This is a genomic window from Sinorhizobium fredii NGR234, from assembly GCF_000018545.1.
Classification (GTDB): domain Bacteria; phylum Pseudomonadota; class Alphaproteobacteria; order Rhizobiales; family Rhizobiaceae; genus Sinorhizobium; species Sinorhizobium fredii_A.
Genome location: NC_012587.1, coordinates 406,497 through 423,798 on the forward strand (window position 1 = coordinate 406,497; position 17,302 = coordinate 423,798).

The following is a 17,302-nucleotide window of genomic DNA, read 5'->3' on the forward strand; positions in this document are numbered from 1 at the left end:
GATTCCCTAAATCAGCGACGACTTAAGGACGGACGTTCGACCATCACAAGTATAATTTCAGCCTCGCCACGGCAGATGGAGAGGCGCTGAAATATTAAACGCGCAAGATATTGCAAGGTTCCGTTGCAGCCCTTCCGGAACACACCTGCGCCGATAGAAGGTGCTTTACAGGGCGGCGGTCCGACTGCAAGAACTGAAAGGGAAGACGACGGAACGCTACAGCGGGGAGGGATGAAAATGACCACGGCCTATGAAACCGGAACCTTTGTCGGACGGGCGTGGCGCCCGGACGTCGAGGGACCGAGCCTGGTGACCGTCCGGGACGGCGAATTGATCGACATCACCTCGAAGCGGGTGCCGACGATGCGCGACCTCCTCGATCTTTCCGATCCCGTCGCTCATGCCCGTTCGGCTTCCGGAGAGGCGATTGCCTCCGTCGATGCCGTCATGGCCAGGCCGGCGGGGGGCAGCGACGAGGTCCATCTTCTTGCCCCTTGCGACCTCCAGGCGGTCAAGGCCTGCGGCGTCACCTTCGCCCGCTCGATGATCGAGCGCGTCATCGAGGAGCGCGCCGCCGGCGACGCGACACGCGCCGAGACGATCCGCGCCCGGATGACGGCGATCATCGGCGACAGCCTGAGAAACCTGAAGGCGGGTTCGCCGGAAGCTGCCGGCGTCAAGGCCGCCCTGATCGACGAGGGCGTCTGGTCGCAATATCTCGAAGTCGGCATCGGGCCTGACGCCGAGGTCTTCACCAAGGCCCAGCCGCTCTCGTCGGTAGGCTGGGGCGCCGCGGTCGGCCTGCATCCGATTTCGCGCTGGAACAACCCGGAGCCGGAGATCGTCCTTGCGGTTTCCGCCGACGGGCGCATCAAGGGCGCGACGCTCGGCAACGATGTCAACCTGCGCGATGTCGAGGGGCGCTCGGCGCTGCTGCTCGGCAAGGCCAAGGACAACAATGCGTCCTGCGCGATCGGCCCCTTCATCCGCCTCTTCGACGAGACCTACTCGATCGACGACGTGCGCCATGCGGACCTCGATCTCCTGATCGAAGGCCCGGATGGCTTTCACCTGAAGGGGGCGAGCACCATGCGCGAGATCAGCCGCGACCCCCTCGACCTCGTCGCCCAGACGATCGGATCGCATCACCAGTACCCGGACGGGCTGATGCTCTTCATGGGAACGCTCTTCGCGCCCGTCGAGGACCGCGGCGAGCCGGGCCAGGGCTTTACCCACAAGATCGGCGACGTGGTGACCATTTCCAGCCCCGCCCTCGGCAGTCTCGTCAACACGGTGCGCCTGTCCACCGATTGCCCGCCCTGGACCTTCGGCACCGCGGCGCTGATGCGCAATCTCGCCAAACGCGGGCTGCTGTAGGCGCGAGGAAATCGGACGGATTGCATCCGTGCGCCGTTCGTCGCAATCTCAGGCGGCTGGATGGATCGTCGGGGGCTGGGGGTCGAAATGAAAGTCGCTATCGGGTTGGCCGCCGCCAGCCTGTTCGTTGCAGTCGCGGCGCATCCGCTGCGGGCAGAACCGTTGCGGAGCGTCGATGAAGTCAGCGAAGCACTCGGCAAGTGCTGGACGCCGCCCGCCGGCATCAAGGGCTCCTTCGTCACCCTGAAATTCGGCTTCCGAGGCAACGGCACCCTGATGGGCCCGCCCCAGCCGACGGCGATCCGCGTCACCGGCGATGCGGACCAGCGCGAGGCCTTCGTCGCCGCCGCGACCGAGGCTCTCGAGAAGTGCATGCCGCTTGAATTTACACAGGAGCTTGCCGGCGAAATCGCCGGCAATGTCTTCACGCTGCAGTTCTTTTCGGCGGACTGACGCGGCGACCACCGGAATCCGAGCGCCGGCGCCACACTGAAACGTTCATGCGTTTGGCCTTCCGCCCATTCCATCGCAGGCGCCGCGGTACAACCTGAAGATTGCGGCCCTGTTCCCGCAGGAACAACTCCTGGCTCTCCCACCGACTAGCAATTTGCTCACGCCAGATCGGCGTAGCAACCGCAACTCACGAGGAAGCCATGAGCAAGAAAGTGAAGTCCATAGCGCCGCCTCAGGCGTCGCTCGCGCTTGATCCGCTGGCCGCCGCCTACACCATACCCGGCGTCGGCGATCAGACGGTCAACGGCGACGACGCCAGCAATTCCATCAGCACCGGCTCCGGTCTCGACACGATCAATGGCGGCCTCGGCGCCGACACGATCAGGGCCGGCACCGGCGACGACGAAATCCTGAACATGAACGTCGAGGCCCTGGTGGGCGACCAGATCGACGGCGGTCTCGGCTTCGACGAACTCGGCATCGATTTCAGCGGTTCAAGCAAGGGGGTCTCCTTTACCGCCTTCGACCCGATTGTCTCGAAGGCGGTCCTCGGTGCCACCATCGTCAATGTCGAGCGATTCGAACTGGAGGGCAGCAATTTCGCCGACAGCTTCACCGGCGGTCGCTGGGACGACTGGTTCGAAGGCGGCGCCGGCGATGACGTTCTGAACGGCGGCATCGGCAAGGACTGGCTTTCAGGGGACGGCGGCAGCGACAGGATCTATGGCGGCAACGGCGGCGATTCCGTGCTGGGAGGTGCCGGCGACGACTACCTCTCCGGCGGGTATGGAGTGGACTGGCTTTCTGCCGACGAGGGCAACGACACCCTGCTCGGCGGCGCCGGCGGCGACTACCTCTACGGTCATTCCGGCAACGACAACATCAAGGGCGAGAGCGGCACGGATACGATTTCCGGCGGCTCGGGTCGCGATACCATCGATGGCGGGTCGGAGGACGACTATCTTGCCGGCGACGGCGACAATGACACCGTCCTCGGTGGCGCAGGCAACGATACGATCCGGCACAACATGGAAAGCTGGGCAAACGACGGCAAGGACGTGCTCGACGGCGGCATCGGCCACGATGAAGTCGTCCTGGTCGGCCTTTCCGGCACCTTCACCGCCAAGTCCTCCGCGACCAAGCAGACGCTTTCCAACGGCACCACCATCGTCAATTTTGAAGCCTATACGATCAATGGTTCGGAAACGGCCGACAGGTTCACCGGCTGGACTGGCGCAGATACACTCTCCGGATACTCCGGCAACGACACGCTCATTGGCCTCGCCGGCAACGATCATCTCGACGGCGGCCTCGGCAGCGACATTCTCGACGGCGGCGACGGCAACGACCTGCTGATCGTCGGCAGCGGCGGAAAGGACGTGATCAAGGGCGGCACCGGCTATGACACGATCTGGATCGATCGTTCCGATGGCACCACTGGCCTGACCTTCACCGTCTCCGGCACCACCGCCAAGCTTTCCGACGGCACCGTCGTCACCGATGGCGAAAGCTTCAGGATAGAGACTGGCAGCGGCAGCGACATCATTTCCGCCGGTACGGCGGGCTATCTCAGCATCGACGCCGGAAGCGGCAATAACCGGCTGACCGGTGGCAAGGGCGGCGACAGCTTCTACAGCACGAGCGGCAGCGACACGGTCTCAGGCGGAGACGGCGACGACCGCATCGCCGACTACGGCGGCGGCACCAACAAGCTCGATGGCGGCAACGGGAACGACTCTGTTTCCGCGGAAACGGAGACGGGGACGGCGCTGACCACGATGCTCGGAGGTGCGGGCAGCGACAGCCTGAGCGTCAACTACGGCGGTGGATCCACTGCAGGCCGCTTCTCCGTCGACGGTGGATCGGGGACCGACACGCTCTGGATAAGCCGGTATGACAGCACCAAGAACCTCACCTTCGTGCTGTCCGCGAACGCGACGCTCGTCAACGGCGACGTCACGGTGAAAAACATCGAGAAGATCAACTTCACCTCCGGCCAAGGGCACGACACGCTGACGGCGGGCAGCCTTGATGACGACCTCAACGGCATGGGCGGCAACGACACGCTCAAGGGTCTTGGCGGTGACGACGACCTGACCGGCTGGACGGGCGCCGACACGCTCTATGGCGGGGATGGCAACGACGGGCTTTGGGGCAGCGGTGGCATCAAGGACACCAGCGCCGACAGGCTGCACGGCGAAAAGGGCAACGACGTTCTCAACGTGAATGCAGGGGACTATGCTTCCGGCGGCGATGGCTTCGACCGCCTTGTCATCGAGTTCGGCGAAGAGACGTTCGACGTGTCCTTCGTCTTCGGCAACGGCCTCGTCAAGGTGAACGCCAACACGTCCTTCACCGGGATGGAAGCGCTCGAATACGTGGGCGGCTCAGGCAAGGACGCGGTGACCGGTAGCGCGCAGATCGACTATCTCGACGGCGGGCTCGGAAACGATACGCTCAGGGGCGGCGGCGGCAATGACTATCTGATCGACGGAAGAGGGAACGACAGGCTCTATGGCGATGCTGGCAATGACACGTTCGACCGCTTCAGCGATGGGACCGGCACCGACCATTTCGACGGCGGCTCGGGTGTCGACACGCTCGAATTCGACATCATCTCCGATCAGTCGGTCATCGTCGACCTGGAAAACAGTGCCAGAAACGGCGGTGTCGCGACCGGTCTGACGCTTGTGAGCATAGAAAACGTGGTTGGCCAGAATACCGACGACACGATCCTTGGCAACGGCGTCGCCAATACACTGAAGGGTGGAATGGGCGACGACCGGCTCGATGGCCGCGCCGGCAACGACAAGCTTGAAGGCGGCGCCCACGGCGACTTGCTGACCGGCGGGACCGGCGCGGACCAGTTCATCTATGCCTCCGGGGATGCGATCGGCTCCGGCGACCAGATCACCGACTTCAAGCGTGGCGAGGACAAGCTCGTTATCGACAAGGGCGTGTTCCACTTCTCCAATCTCGTGCTCTATTCCGGAACCGACCTGAAGGCGACAGGCACGGCCGCCCAGTTCTTCTTCGAGAAGGACAACGGCCGCCTCTGGTACGACGCCGACGGCACCGGCAACGAGGCCGACGCAGTGCTGGTCGCGACGCTGGACAAGGTCACGTCGCTTGCGACGACCGACTTCCTGTTGACCTAGTCGCGGCAGGGGCCGCCGGCCATAGCTCGGCGGCCCTCATTGTCGATGCGCTGCTGACAGCCGCCACCGCGAAAACGGCGCATCAGGACCGGCATGCGGGTCTTCGCTGGCCGGAGATCAGCCTCAGCCAGGGCGCCGAATGGAAGGCGCTCATCAGCACGTACATCGGAACCATGCCGGTGATGGCTGGCGCGTCACCCGCGGACGAACAGAGCATGTCCGCCGGACCGCCGAGAACGCCGGCAAGCAGCGCCATGATAGCAAAAGTCGGCGCCGCCGCGAGGGACAGCCAGTCGGCGGCGACGTCTGTGGCGGTGATGCCAGCCGGGGCAGCGTCGGATACGCTGCCTGCGGCCGGCGTCCCCTTCGAGTTGTCGGCGTGGCGCAACATGGAGCTTCAGCCTTGGCCATATTCGTCGTTGCGGCGCCACCAGACACCGGTCTCGTTGCGTCCCAACGGGGCCCGGTCGAGCCACTGGTACATGCCCCATAGGCCGTCCAGCCCACGCGCATAGCTGGAATAGCTGTGATAGACGACGCCGTCGTCGAGCACGAAGGCGCTGAGGCCCGGCCGGTCGCGGGTATAGGTGGCGACGTCCGTCCCGGTCATCGCCGCGATCTGGGCGACCGGTCCTTCGCTGCCGCGCAACTGCCATTCCTGCACGGTCTTTCCTGCAAGTGGCTCGGGTGCCGGCGGCTCGCGGCGGAAGTTGTACTCGATGCGGCCCTGGCGCTGCTCGTCTGCGGTGAACCAGACGCTGAAGTCGCGGTTGAAGTCGCCGTCGTTCGAGGACGCCCAGGGAAAGCTCCAGCCCATCCGCCGCTTGTAGGCCTCGAGCTTGTCGAGCGGCGCGCGGGATATCGCCGAGAAGGCGACGTCGTGGTTTTCCAGATGGACGACGATGCCGTCGAACCCGTCGGCAATCGCGGAGCAGGACGGGCACCCGGCCGTGTAATCAGGCCCGAACATGAAGTGATAGACGAGCAGCTGCGAGCGCCCTCGGAAGAGCTCCCTGAGCGAGGCGCTCCCCGCGTCGGTCTCGAACCGGTAATCCTTGTCGATCCTCACCCACGGCAAGGCCTGGCGCTGCCGCGCCAGCGCATCGCTCCGGCGTGTCAGCTCCTTCTCGGCCTCCAGCAGTTCCAGCCGCGCTGCCAGCCATTCTTCCCGTGTCCCGGTCCTGTGTTCCGTCATCGCACTTTTCTCCTTCTTTCGGCTCGATGGTTCACGCGATAGAGTTAACGCCGGATGTGGAAGGGGCGGGAGTTACAAGTATGACGGGATTTCGATGGATTCGCTGATCACCGCGGCGGCCCGCGCGCTGGCGACAGGCGATCCGCTCGGCGCCCTGAAGCGGGTTGCGCTGCGCGACGACCCACCGGCGCTGGCGCTGAGAGGCATCGCCATGGCGCAGCTCGGCGACTTCGCCCGGGCCAAGGTCCTCCTCAAGAATGCCACTCGCGCCTTCGGCCCGAAAGAGGCGGTGGCGCGCGCCAGATGCGTCGTCGCCGAGGCAGAAATCGCCCTCGTCTCGCGCGATCTCTCCTTTCCCGCCAAGGCGCTCGACGCGGCGCTGGCGACGCTTGAAAAACACCGCGACTGGGTGAATGCCGCGCATGCGCGCAATCTCGAGGTGCGGCGCCTGCTGCTGGTCGGCCGGCTCGACGGGGCCGAGCGCGCCCTCGCCGACATCGACCCCGCACCGCTTCCGCCCGCCTCGCGGGCCGCCTACGAGCTGGCGGTTGCCGGAATTGCAATCCGGCGCCTCAGGACGAAGGCAGCCCGGGCCGCACTTGCGCGCGCCGGACAAGCCGCGCGCGAGGCCAACATCCCCGCACTGGCGGCGGAGGTCGAAAGCGCGTCTCTCGTGCTTGAGACGCCTGCGGCACGGCTGATCGCGCAGGGCGAGGCGCGTCCCCTCCTGCTCGAGGAGGTCGAAGCGCTGCTGGCGTCGCAAGCGCTTGTCGTTGACGCCTGCCGCCATGTGCTGCGGGGCGAAGGCACCGTGGTGTCGCTCGAGACGCGGCCGGTCCTGTTCGCCTTGGCCCGCGCGCTCGCCGAAGCCTGGCCCGGTGACGTGCCGAGAGGCACGCTCGTCGCGCGCGCCTTCCGGGCGAAACATGCCGATGAATCGCATCGCGCGCGCTTGCGCGTCGAGATCGGCCGGCTGCGGGCGGAGCTTGCGACGCTGGCGGAGGTGAGGGCGACGAAGCGCGGCTTTGCCCTTGCGCCGCGGGCCGGCGAGGTCGTCGTGCTGGCGCCGCCCGTCGAAGGGCAGCATGCGGCGGTGCTCGCTCTTCTTGCCGATGGCGAGGCATGGTCGAGTTCGGCGCTGGCGATTGCCCTTGGCGCCAGCCCGCGGACGGTGCAGCGGGCGCTGGAAGCGCTGGCGGCCTCCGACCAGGTCCGGTCATTCGGCCTCGGCCGGGCGCGTCGCTGGATGACCCCGCCGGTGCCGGCATTCCCGACAATCTTGTTACTCCCCGGTCCGCTGCCGGGCGACTAGGATCTGCGCATCAAACGATCTTCTGAAACGAGGGCTGCACGCATGAAATATTCCCAGGCCGAAATTCTCCGCGAATATGGACCCTTTCCGGGTGCCGACAACGTGCATGGCGTCACTTTCGACGGCGAGCACGTCTGGTTCGCATCCGGCGACAAGCTCAACGCCTTCGACCCGGCGACCGGCGAGACGGTGCGCGCGATCGATGTCGCCGCCCATGCCGGCACGGCCTTCGACGGGCGGCACCTCTATCAAATCGCCGAGGACCGCATCCAGAAGATCGACCCGAAGACCGGCCGCGTGCTTTCGACTATCCCGGCGCCCGGCGCCGGCGGCGACTCGGGGCTTACCTGGGCCGAAGGAACGCTCTGGGTCGGCCAGCATCGCGGCCGCAAAATCCACCAGATCGACCCCGAAACCGGGGCCATTCTCCGCACCATCGAGTCCAACCGCGTCGTCACCGGCGTCACCTGGATCGACGGCGAGCTCTGGCACGGCACCTGGGAGGACGACGCGAGCGAGGTGAGAAGGGTCGATCCGGCAACCGGCAAGGTGCTGGAGACGCTCGAAATGCCGGAGGGAATCGGTGTATCGGGCCTCGAATCCGACGGCGGCGACCGGCTCTTCTGCGGCGGCGGAAAGAGCGGCAAGGTGAGGGTGGTGAAGAAGCCGAGGTGAGCTCGTCGCGGTTTGCCGACAGCTCGATAGTGGCGGTACGTCGGTTATCGTCGTATGGTCGGTTGCCAGTTCCTCTTTACGAGCTGTGAAAGTGCAGCACGTCCAAACGGAGTCCCATATTGAGCGTTGCCTTCACCAAGGAAGAAAGCGCCGAAACGGCATCGGAAACTCTGCTGCCTGACCGCCCGATTTCACCACACCCGAACCTTGTGACGAAAGCGGGATTGAAGGCTTTGGAATCGCAGCTCCGACAGGCTCGCGAGGGTTATTCTGCTGCAAGCGCGATCGAAGACGCGAACGAGCGACGGCGGCAAGCTGCCGGGCCGCTGCGTGATCTGCGCTACTTTGCCGAAAGAGTCCGCACGGCTCAGCTCGTCCCCGATCCGACCTCAGGCGAAACTGTGGCTTTTGGCAGCACCGTGACCTTCAGCCGTGATGATGGGCGGGTGCAGACCTATCGCATCGTCGGAGAAGACGAAGCGGACCCGAAGCTCGGGTCCATTTCCTATGTGTCCCCGGTCGCGAGGATTCTCCTGGGCAAAGCGAACGGCGAAGTCGTGAGCATAGGCGATCAAGAGCTCGAGATTGTGGCAATCTCTTAAAGCACCCTTCGGGCTCGTCAGCGCCCTTTGAGGAGGGCGAGTCGCGTGACTCCGTGCGCCGTCGAGACTGGACAACGAATTCAATCAAAAGCAGGAAAGTGGCTGGGGAACCTGGATTCGAACCAGGACTAACGGAGTCAGAGTCCGCTGGTCTACCGTTAACCTATTCCCCAAGGCCCGCCGGCGGTGTGGTCGCCCGCGTCGGTGTGGCGGGCTTATAAACAAAACAACCGCCGATGCAAATACCCTTTGGCAAAAAAATGCGGCCTCCCTGTGGTGAAGGCCAGCTGCGTTTCGCTGAGGCGGATGCGGGGCGCCGATTTTCGGGCCGCCGAGGCGGCTCGGAGGCGGGCGAATCCGCGCCTTAAAAAAAGTTTGGCGAAAAAGGGCGGCGCTGGTACAGTCGCGCCAACGCAAAATCGAGAGAGCGCCTTGAGCGGCCGGAAGGCTTCGCGCGGCGCGATGGTTGAGACAAGTGAAAGACCCCGAACACGGCGCAAAGCCGTCTGAATCCGGGGCGTCGGCAGCAGGTCGTGGCGAGGCGCATAAGCTTGTGCCGCGCGGCGGCAAGGGGAAACGGAGGCGGCGCAAGCCGTCCGGTTCGCCGTCTGCAATTGCCAGCCGATCCGGGCTTCCCGGAGAAGCAGGGCGTCCCGCAGCACTGGACGAAGCGGAGCCGGCGCGCAAGCGCAAGCGGCGCCGCCGTTCGAAGGCCGCAAGGCCGCAAGGCCAGGTGCCCGCTGCCGCTTCCGGCGCAGCCGCGGCCCACGAGACATCGATCACCGACAAGAAGGGCCAGAAGCGCAGCAAGAAGGCGCGCCAGCGGCGCGGCCTGCAGGGACGGCCGCTGACATCCGGCGGCAAGCCGCTTGCGGCCGAGCGGCCCGCCGACAGCCAGCGCCTGCGCGAGACATCGGTCGCGCCGCAACCGCCGCGCAAGGATGACGTGCGGGCTCCTTATCTGGCGCCGAGCGAACCGCCCGTGCCGCTCTATGCGGCCCTCGACCTCGGCACCAACAATTGCCGGCTGCTGGTCGCGCAGCCGACCCGGCCGGGGCAGTTCCGCGTCGTCGATGCCTTTTCCCGCATCGTCCGGCTCGGCGAGGGCCTCGGCGCCAGCGGCAGGCTTTCCGACGATGCGATGGAGCGCTCCGTCGAGGCGCTGAAGATCTGCGCCGGCAAGCTCAACGCCCGCTCGATCCGCCGCCGCCGGCTGATCGCCACCGAGGCGGCGCGCGCCGCCGAAAATGGCGCGATCTTCATGAAGCGCGTCGCCGAGGAGACCGGCCTCGATCTCGAAATCATCGACCGCGAGACCGAGGCGCGCCTTGCCGTTTCCGGCTGCTCGTCGCTCGTCGACCGCGAGACCAAGTCGGTCGTGCTCTTCGACATCGGCGGCGGTTCGTCGGAAATCGCCGTGATCCGCATCGGCGACAACCGCTCGAGCCGGCTTGCCAACCACATCACCCATTGGACCTCGCTGCCCGTCGGCGTCGTCACCCTTTCCGAGCGCCATGGCGGCGAGCATGTCACGCCGCAGAGCTTCGAGACGATGGTGCGCGAGGTCGAAGGCATGCTGGACCGCTTCGACGGCCCGTCGGTCGAAGCGCTGGAAAGCGCTTCCGGCAGCGGCTTCCATCTGATTGGCACGTCGGGCACCGTGACGACGCTTGCCGGCGTCCATCTCGATCTGCCGCGCTACGATCGCCGCCGCGTCGATGGGCTCTGGCTCTCCGACGACGAGGTCTCGGCCATGCAGGCGCGTCTGCTCTCCTGGGATTTCGCGGCACGCGCCGCCAATCCCTGCATCGGCCCGGATCGCGCCGATCTGGTGCTCGCCGGCTGCGCGATCCTCGAGGCGATCCGCCGCCGCTGGCCGTCGACGCGGATGCGCGTCGCCGACCGCGGACTGCGCGAGGGCCTGCTTACCGACATGATGGCCGACGACGGTGCCTGGCGCCGGGGACGGCCGCGCCGTCACCAGCGCGGCTCCACCCAGGCCGGCGATGAGCGGCAGCGGTCCCACGAAGGGAACAAGGCATGACGAAATCCCCGATCGGCGGCAACCGCAGCGGCCGCAAGCTCGGCCAGAAGGTCAAGAAGGGCAAGCTCAAGGCGTCGTCGCGCCGCTGGCTGGAGCGGCACATCAACGATCCCTACGTGCAGCGCGCCCAGCTCGAAGGCTATCGCGCCCGGGCGGCCTTCAAGCTGCTGGAGATCGACGAGAAGCACAAGATTCTCGCCGGCGCCCGCCGCATCATCGATCTCGGCGCCGCACCCGGAAGCTGGTCGCAGATCGCCGCCAAGGTGACGAACTCGACCGACGCGGACCCGCGTGTGGCGGCGATCGACTTTCTCGAGATGGACCCGATCCCGGGCGTCCGCTTCCTGCAGCTGGATTTCCTCGATCCTGAGGCGCCGGAAAAGCTGAAGGAAGCGATCGGCGGGACGCCCGACCTCGTCCTCTCCGACATGGCGGCGCCGACCACCGGCCACCGCCAGACCGACCATCTGCGCACCATGCATCTCTGCGAGGTGGCGGCGCATTTCGCCGTCGACGTGCTGGCCAAGGGCGGGCACTTTCTCGCAAAAACCTTCCAGGGCGGCACGGAACGCGACCTTCTCAACATGCTGAAGCAGAATTTCAGCCAGGTCATCCACGTGAAGCCCGCCTCGTCGCGCACCGAATCGGTCGAGATGTTCCTGCTCGCCAAGGGGTTCAAGGGGCGCCGGAAGGCTGAAACCGAAGAGCCGGCGGAAGACGCCGCGGCGGAGTAGTCGATGCTGCTTTACGTGACGGTCGGCACCAACGATTTAGAACGCGCTGGCGCGTTCTATGATGCCGTGCTTCCGACCCTTGGCTACCGCCGCCAGCGGCAGGACGAAACCGAGATCGGCTACGGCGCAGACGGCGATGTGCGCGTCCGCTTCTGGGTGGTCACCCCGTTCAACCGCGAGCCTGCCACCTATGGCAACGGCGTGAGCATCGCGCTCGCGGCCGAGACGCGGGGCGCCGTCGATGCCTTCCATGCGGCGGCGCTGGCTGCCGGCGGTGCCGACGAGGGCGCGCCGGGGTTGCGGCCGTTCCACGCGCATTTTTATGGCGCCTGGGTCCGCGATCTCGACGGCAACAAGATTGCCGCCGTCTGCGAGCGCCCGGAATAGAGCACGATGCTGCCCGGGCGGCTTTGTGAGGGCGGTTGGCGGAGCCCACCCCCCTCTGCCCTGCCGGGCATCTCCCCCACAAGGAGGGAGATCGACTCGCGGCGACCCCCTCGTTCCTGCATTGGCTTTGCAGCACTACGGCATCCGCGGCCTTACATCACGATGATTTTAGGTCAGACCGACCTAAAATCATGAACGTGATCGATTCCAACAGGTTAGAGCCTTTCCTGGTTAAATTGAAGCATTCTGCCGAGCAGGTTTTCGTCAGGGCAGAGGCGATTGTCGAAGGTCGTACCCGAAGGTACGGCCGAGGCGATCGCCTCTGATCCTGGCGGAAAGATGCCCGGCCCTTCGGGTTGGCTGAAGCGGGCGGCCTGTTTGCTCGGCTGGCTTGGCCGTATGCGTTGGCTACGCCGCGCGCCAGCCGAGCAAACATTCCACTCCGCTTAAGCCAACAGAATGGTTCAATTTAACCAGGAAAGGCTCTAGAGCGGGATGCGGGCGGAAAACCGCACACACTTTTCCTCATCCCGCTCTATTGAACGTCACTTACCCGCGGTCGCCTCGGCTTCCCTGAGCGCCTTTCGATGGCCGGAGACGGAAGCGCCGGCATTCTTCGCCATGGTCAGAAAGGGGATCGCCGCCAGCACGTTGGCGACCGCGATGATCATGAAGGCGATGTGGAAATCTTCAAGCGCCAGTGGCCCGCCGCCGATCGCCGTCTGGATTTCCAGGATCGCGCCCGCCACCGCCACGCCCAAAGCGAGACTGATCTGCTGCAGCACGGCGCTCATCGATGTCGCCTTGCTGGCGTCCGCGTCGTCGATATCGGCGAAGGAGAGCGCGTTGACACTGGTGAAGAAGAAGGAGCGGGCGAAACCGGCGATAAGCAGGATCGAGATCATGACGAGGTAAGGCGTCGCCGGCGTGAAGAAGCCGTTGGTGAACGTGGTGGCGGCGGCGATGACGGCGGCAATGATCAGCGTCGTGCGGAAGCCGGCAAAGGCGAGAACGCGGCGGGCGAGGAATTTTGTGGTAATGGCGCCGACGGCGCCGATGAAGGTGATCAGCCCCGACTGGAACGGATTGAGTCCGAAACCGATCTGCAGCATCAGCGGCATCAGGAACGGCACGGCGCCGACGGAAATGCGGAAGACCGTGCCGCCGATCGAGGCGGCGCGGAAGGCGCTGTCGCGAAACAGCCGGAGGTCGAGCACCGGGGCGGCATGGCGGCGGGCGTGGAAGATGTAAAGGAAGGTCGCTGCGACGCCGGCCGAGACGGAGGCGATGCCGACCGCCGGCGGCAGGGCCGGCAGGCTGATGACGGAAAGGCCGAAGACGATCCCCGACGCGGCGATGCCGCCGAGCAGGAAGCCGAGAATATCGACCGGCGGCGGGTTATGTCGCTCCATCTCGGGCAGGTAGATGCCCGAGAGCACATAGCCGGCAATACCGACCGGCACATTGATCAAGAAGATCCAGTGCCAGGAGAAATAGGTGGTGATGAAGCCGCCGAGCGGCGGGCCGGCCAGCGGGCCGACAAGGGCCGGGATGGTGAGCAGCGCCATGGCCGAGACGAGCTCGCTGCGCGGCGTGCCGCGCACCAGCACGAGGCGCGCCACCGGCGTCATCATCGCGCCGCCCATGCCCTGAAGAAAGCGTGAGAGAACGAAGGACAGCAGGCTGTCGGCGGCGGCACAGAAGACAGAGCCGGCGATGAAGACGAGCATCGCCGCGCGGAAGATGCGCTTGGCACCGAAGCGGTCGGCCATCCAGCCGCTCAAGGGAATGAAGATCGCGAGCGCCACCATGTAGGCGGTGAGCGCCAGTTTCAGCGTGATCGGCCCGACGCCGATATCATGCGCGATCGCCGGCAGCGACGTCGAAATGACGGTGGAATCCATCTGCTCCATGAAGAGAGCGACAGCGAGGATCATCGGGACGATGCGATTCATGAGAGGCTCTGGATGCGGGGTCGGCGTCCGGTAGACGGTTCCGGTGGCTTTGTCGGGGCAAAACCGGCGATTGCAGATCAAAAGCCTGTGATCCGGCTGACCTTTTCTGTCAAGGCCGCTACTTCTTGCCTGCCGGCGCACGACAGTAGGGGCAGCGCCAATCAACAGGAGCGATCAATGATCACACAGAACCTGAAGCGCCGAACCTTGTTCGGGGCAGGGGCGGCTGCCTTGGCGGCGCCGGGCCTCTTGACCGGAATTGCGAATGCGCAGGAAAGTGCAGAAAAGGACGCCATGACCAAGGATGCGGCTTTGAAGACGTTCAGGCTCGGTACCTTTAAGGTGACGGTGATCAGCGACGGCACGCGCGCCTCGGACAATCCGCACGAGACCTACGGCACCAATCAGCCGGCGGAAGCCGTCACCGCGCTGCTCGAACAGAACTTTTTGCCGGGCAGCGGATTCATCAACGGCTTTTCCCCGGTCCTGGTCGATACCGGGTCGGAGATCGTGTTGTTCGACACCGGGCTCGGCGAAGGCGGTCGGGCGGCCGGGACCGGAAAACTCGCGGACGGCATCCGCGCCGCCGGTTACACGCCCGAGCAGGTCTCGGTCATCGTCATCACCCACATGCATGGCGATCATATCGGCGGCCTCACGGAAGGCGGCAAGCCGGCCTTCGCGAACGCCCGCTATGTGACCGGCCAAGTCGAGTTCGACTTCTGGAAGGATGCGGCCCGCGTCGGCACGCCGGCCGAGAACGGCCACAAGGCGGTGCTTGCCAAGGTCGCGCCGCTGGCGGAAAAGACCACGTTCATCGCCGACGGTGTCGAGGTCGTGCCGGGGATCGCGGCCATCGCCGCCTTCGGCCATTCCCCGGGACATATGATCTACCGCCTCGAATCCGAGGGCAAGGCGCTGATCCTGACCGCGGATACGGCCAACCACTACGTCCTGTCGCTGCAGCGGCCGGATTGGGAGGTCCGCTTCGACATGGACAAGGCCGCGGCGAGCGCGACACGGCGCAAGGTCTTCGACATGATCGCAACCGATCGGCTGCCCTTCATCGGCTATCACATGCCGTTCCCGGCCGTCGGCTTCGTCGAGCGGCAGGACCAGGGTTACCGCTTCGTGCCGGCGACCTACCAGTTCGACATCTGATTTCAGCATCTTGTTGCGCTGCAGCAACAAATTTGCGGGGCCCGGGAGAATTCCGGGCCTTAACTATTTTCATTCTGACATATCCGTGTTACGAGCCCTCGCCAACTTCCAAGACAAGCTTTGAAGTCACCCGGTGGACAAGTCGCTGATGGTCCCCGGGGATTTTCGTATATTCGAAGAGGAACTGGCCATGGCGCGCATCATCGAAACGGCAACCGGTCTGGAGGCTTTGACCTTCGACGACGTCCTGCTCCAGCCGGGACATTCCGAAGTGATGCCGGGCCAGACGAACATCGCCACCCGCATCGCCCAGGACATCGATCTCAACCTGCCGATCCTGTCCGCCGCCATGGACACGGTCACCGAGGCACGCCTGGCAATCGCCATGGCCCAGGCCGGCGGCATCGGCGTCATCCACCGCAACCTGACGCCGGCCGAGCAGGCCGAAGAGGTCCGCCAGGTCAAGAAGTTCGAAAGCGGCATGGTCGTCAATCCGGTGACGATCGGTCCGGACGCGACGCTCGCCGATGCCCTGAGCCTGATGAAGGCGCACGGCATTTCCGGCATCCCGGTCGTGGAAAACGGCGGCAGCGGCGGCCAGACGCAGGGCCGCCTTGTCGGCATTCTCACCAACCGCGACGTCCGCTTCGCTTCCGACCCCTCCCAGAAGATCTATGAGCTGATGACCCGGGAGAACCTGGTCACCGTCAAGGAGAGCGTCGACCAGCAGGAGGCGAAGCGTCTCCTCCACAAGCACCGGATCGAGAAGCTCCTGGTCGTCGATCCGGATGGCCGCTGCGTCGGCCTCATCACGGTCAAGGACATCGAGAAGTCGCAGCTGAACCCGAACGCCTCGAAGGACTCGCAAGGGCGGCTTCGCGCCGCCGCGGCAGTCAGCGTCGGCGACGACGGCCTCGAACGCGCCGAGCGGCTGATCGACGCCGGCGTCGACCTGATCGTCGTCGACACCGCCCACGGCCATTCGCAGCGCGTGCTCGACGCGGTCGCCCGGGTGAAGAAGATGTCGAATTCGGTCCGCATCATGGCCGGCAACGTCGCGACGGCGGATGGCACCAAGGCGCTGATGGACGCCGGCGCCGATGCCGTCAAGGTTGGCATCGGTCCCGGCTCTATCTGCACGACGCGCATCGTCGCTGGCGTCGGCGTACCGCAGCTTGCTGCGATCATGGCGGCCGTCGAGGCCGCACAGGCCTCCGGCATTCCGGTGATCGCCGATGGCGGCATCAAGTATTCCGGTGACCTCGCCAAGGCGATTGCCGCCGGCGCCTCCGCCGTCATGGTCGGCTCGCTGCTCGCCGGCACCGAGGAAAGCCCGGGCGAGGTCTTCCTCTACCAGGGCCGCTCCTTCAAGGCGTACCGAGGCATGGGCTCGGTCGGCGCCATGGCGCGCGGCTCGGCGGATCGCTATTTCCAGGCCGAAGTTCGCGACACGTTGAAGCTCGTGCCGGAAGGCATCGAAGGCCAGGTTCCCTACAAGGGACCGGTCGGCGGCGTCCTGCATCAGCTTGCGGGCGGCCTCAAGGCGTCGATGGGCTATGTCGGCGGCGCGACGATCAAGGACTATCAGCAGCGCGCAACGTTCGTCCGCATCTCCGGCGCCGGCCTTCGCGAAAGCCACGCGCATGACGTGACGATCACCCGCGAGAGCCCGAACTACCCGGGCGGCGCCTGATACCTTAAGTGGGACGCCGTCCGGCGTCCCACTTCCGTCCTCTGTCCCTTATCCCATCTGAGAATTTGAAGCGGAGCACCGATGTCGGGGTTCGAGATCTTCTGGCCCGTGGTCGCCCATGTCGGGCTCGTCTTCATGCTCTATGCGCTTCTCTCGCTGCGCCGGTCTGCGGTGGTCCGCGCCGGCAAGGCGGAGGCGTCGCAGTTTCGCGAAAACCGCGGAGAGCCGAGCGAGAGCCTGGTCGTGCGCAACAGCATCGCCAACCAGTTCGAACTGCCGACGCTTTTCCATGTGTGCTGCGTTCTCTGCTTCGTCACCGAAGCCGACAGCCTTCTGGCGGTGGGTCTCGCCTGGATTTTCGTCGGCTTCCGCTACGCGCACGCCTTCGTGCACGTGACCAGCAATCGGCTTCGGTATCGTGGCCCTCTCTTCCTGGCCGGCTTTGTGACGCTCGGCGCCATGTGGGCTTGGCTTGCCCTCTGGATGGCGATGAACTGACGATCGCCTGCCGTTTGCCGGCGTCAATGTCTCAGTTCTGAGACGATCTCCCTGCCGA

The 17,302-nt window shown here is 65.4% G+C and carries 15 protein-coding genes and 1 tRNA gene; 12 read left to right on the forward strand and 4 right to left on the reverse strand.

The window, feature by feature from the left end:
• Positions 1-231: 231 nt before the first annotated feature.
• The 3 genes from NGR_RS13180 to NGR_RS13190 all read left to right on the forward strand — a co-directional run bounded on the left by NGR_RS13180 (position 232) and on the right by NGR_RS13190 (position 4,988).
• Positions 232-1,377, forward strand: coding sequence for a fumarylacetoacetate hydrolase family protein (locus tag NGR_RS13180; protein ID WP_012706945.1), 1,146 nt, complete (start codon positions 232-234; stop codon positions 1,375-1,377).
• Positions 1,378-1,464: 87 nt separating this feature from the next.
• The gene (locus tag NGR_RS13185) at positions 1,465-1,830 is read left to right on the forward strand and encodes a hypothetical protein (RefSeq protein WP_164924174.1); all 366 of its coding nucleotides are present in this window, start codon (positions 1,465-1,467) and stop codon (positions 1,828-1,830) included.
• 200 nt (positions 1,831-2,030) lie between these two features.
• Positions 2,031-4,988 carry a calcium-binding protein gene (locus tag NGR_RS13190; protein WP_012706947.1) on the forward strand — a complete coding sequence of 986 codons (2,958 nt, stop codon included), beginning with the start codon at positions 2,031-2,033 and terminating at the stop codon, positions 4,986-4,988.
• 82 nt (positions 4,989-5,070) lie between these two features.
• On the opposite strand, the gene NGR_RS13195 is transcribed toward NGR_RS13190, so the two are convergent.
• Both NGR_RS13195 and NGR_RS13200 read right to left on the reverse strand, forming a co-directional pair.
• Entirely contained in the window at positions 5,071-5,379 is a 309-nt protein-coding gene (locus NGR_RS13195) for a hypothetical protein (protein ID WP_012706948.1), read from the reverse strand.
• A 6-nt stretch (positions 5,380-5,385) separates the two neighbouring features.
• Positions 5,386-6,183, reverse strand: a complete 798-nt coding sequence (locus NGR_RS13200) for a DUF899 domain-containing protein (RefSeq protein ID WP_012706949.1) — start codon at positions 6,181-6,183, stop codon at positions 5,386-5,388.
• A gap of 94 nt (positions 6,184-6,277) precedes the next feature.
• Here NGR_RS13200 and NGR_RS13205 point away from each other — a divergent pair, with 94 nt between their 5' ends.
• From NGR_RS13205 to greA, 3 genes are all read left to right on the forward strand, one after another.
• Positions 6,278-7,495: a hypothetical protein gene (locus tag NGR_RS13205; protein ID WP_012706950.1), complete on the forward strand. Its 1,218-nt coding sequence runs from the start codon at positions 6,278-6,280 to the stop codon at positions 7,493-7,495.
• A gap of 42 nt (positions 7,496-7,537) precedes the next feature.
• Positions 7,538-8,170: a Vgb family protein gene (locus NGR_RS13210; protein ID WP_012706951.1), complete on the forward strand. Its 633-nt coding sequence runs from the start codon at positions 7,538-7,540 to the stop codon at positions 8,168-8,170.
• 119 nt (positions 8,171-8,289) lie between these two features.
• A complete protein-coding gene (greA, locus tag NGR_RS13215) occupies positions 8,290-8,772 on the forward strand; it encodes a transcription elongation factor GreA (RefSeq protein WP_012706952.1) in 483 nt (160 codons plus the stop codon).
• Positions 8,773-8,871: 99 nt separating this feature from the next.
• Here greA and NGR_RS13220 read toward each other — a convergent pair.
• A tRNA-Gln gene (locus tag NGR_RS13220) sits at positions 8,872-8,945 on the reverse strand.
• Positions 8,946-9,247: 302 nt separating this feature from the next.
• Here NGR_RS13220 and NGR_RS13225 point away from each other — a divergent pair.
• From NGR_RS13225 to NGR_RS13235, 3 genes are read left to right on the forward strand one after another with little or no spacing between them, the layout of a single operon-like run.
• A complete protein-coding gene (locus NGR_RS13225) occupies positions 9,248-10,816 on the forward strand; it encodes a Ppx/GppA phosphatase family protein (RefSeq protein ID WP_164924175.1) in 1,569 nt (522 codons plus the stop codon).
• Positions 10,813-11,550 (forward strand): RlmE family RNA methyltransferase, encoded by a 738-nt coding sequence (locus NGR_RS13230; RefSeq protein ID WP_012706954.1) that lies wholly within the window; start codon positions 10,813-10,815, stop codon positions 11,548-11,550. The genes NGR_RS13225 and NGR_RS13230 overlap by 4 nt, the downstream gene beginning before the upstream one ends.
• A 3-nt stretch (positions 11,551-11,553) precedes the next feature.
• Positions 11,554-11,937, forward strand: coding sequence for a VOC family protein (locus tag NGR_RS13235; protein ID WP_012706955.1), 384 nt, complete (start codon positions 11,554-11,556; stop codon positions 11,935-11,937).
• Between the two features lie 545 nt (positions 11,938-12,482).
• Here NGR_RS13235 and NGR_RS13245 read toward each other — a convergent pair.
• Positions 12,483-13,892, reverse strand: a complete 1,410-nt coding sequence (locus NGR_RS13245; RefSeq protein ID WP_164924176.1) for a DHA2 family efflux MFS transporter permease subunit — start codon at positions 13,890-13,892, stop codon at positions 12,483-12,485.
• 177 nt (positions 13,893-14,069) lie between these two features.
• On the opposite strand from NGR_RS13245, the gene NGR_RS13250 reads away from it, so the two are divergent.
• The 3 genes from NGR_RS13250 to NGR_RS13260 all read left to right on the forward strand — a co-directional run bounded on the left by NGR_RS13250 (position 14,070) and on the right by NGR_RS13260 (position 17,244).
• Positions 14,070-15,053: an MBL fold metallo-hydrolase gene (locus NGR_RS13250; protein ID WP_164924177.1), complete on the forward strand. Its 984-nt coding sequence runs from the start codon at positions 14,070-14,072 to the stop codon at positions 15,051-15,053.
• A 190-nt stretch (positions 15,054-15,243) separates the two neighbouring features.
• Positions 15,244-16,746 (forward strand): IMP dehydrogenase, encoded by a 1,503-nt coding sequence (gene guaB / locus NGR_RS13255; RefSeq protein WP_164924178.1) that lies wholly within the window; start codon positions 15,244-15,246, stop codon positions 16,744-16,746.
• Positions 16,747-16,827: 81 nt separating this feature from the next.
• Positions 16,828-17,244: an MAPEG family protein gene (locus NGR_RS13260; protein ID WP_012706959.1), complete on the forward strand. Its 417-nt coding sequence runs from the start codon at positions 16,828-16,830 to the stop codon at positions 17,242-17,244.
• Positions 17,245-17,302 lie beyond the last annotated feature (58 nt).

What these genes read in the sequence shown, in the direction of transcription:
- NGR_RS13250 (WP_164924177.1), top strand. Translation starts at nt 14,070, where the DNA reads ATGATCACACAGAACCTGAAGCGCCGAACCTTGTTCGGGGCAGGGGCG.
- NGR_RS13180 (WP_012706945.1), top strand. Translation starts at nt 232, where the DNA reads ATGAAAATGACCACGGCCTATGAAACCGGAACCTTTGTCGGACGGGCG.
- NGR_RS13260 (WP_012706959.1), top strand. Translation starts at nt 16,828, where the DNA reads ATGTCGGGGTTCGAGATCTTCTGGCCCGTGGTCGCCCATGTCGGGCTC.
- NGR_RS13210 (WP_012706951.1), top strand. Translation starts at nt 7,538, where the DNA reads ATGAAATATTCCCAGGCCGAAATTCTCCGCGAATATGGACCCTTTCCG.
- NGR_RS13230 (WP_012706954.1), top strand. Translation starts at nt 10,813, where the DNA reads ATGACGAAATCCCCGATCGGCGGCAACCGCAGCGGCCGCAAGCTCGGC.
- NGR_RS13235 (WP_012706955.1), top strand. Translation starts at nt 11,554, where the DNA reads ATGCTGCTTTACGTGACGGTCGGCACCAACGATTTAGAACGCGCTGGC.
- NGR_RS13205 (WP_012706950.1), top strand. Translation starts at nt 6,278, where the DNA reads ATGGATTCGCTGATCACCGCGGCGGCCCGCGCGCTGGCGACAGGCGAT.
- NGR_RS13195 (WP_012706948.1), bottom strand. Translation starts at nt 5,379, where the DNA reads ATGTTGCGCCACGCCGACAACTCGAAGGGGACGCCGGCCGCAGGCAGC.
- NGR_RS13190 (WP_012706947.1), top strand. Translation starts at nt 2,031, where the DNA reads ATGAGCAAGAAAGTGAAGTCCATAGCGCCGCCTCAGGCGTCGCTCGCG.
- NGR_RS13185 (WP_164924174.1), top strand. Translation starts at nt 1,465, where the DNA reads ATGAAAGTCGCTATCGGGTTGGCCGCCGCCAGCCTGTTCGTTGCAGTC.
- NGR_RS13200 (WP_012706949.1), bottom strand. Translation starts at nt 6,183, where the DNA reads ATGACGGAACACAGGACCGGGACACGGGAAGAATGGCTGGCAGCGCGG.
- NGR_RS13245 (WP_164924176.1), bottom strand. Translation starts at nt 13,892, where the DNA reads ATGAATCGCATCGTCCCGATGATCCTCGCTGTCGCTCTCTTCATGGAG.
- guaB (WP_164924178.1), top strand. Translation starts at nt 15,244, where the DNA reads ATGGCGCGCATCATCGAAACGGCAACCGGTCTGGAGGCTTTGACCTTC.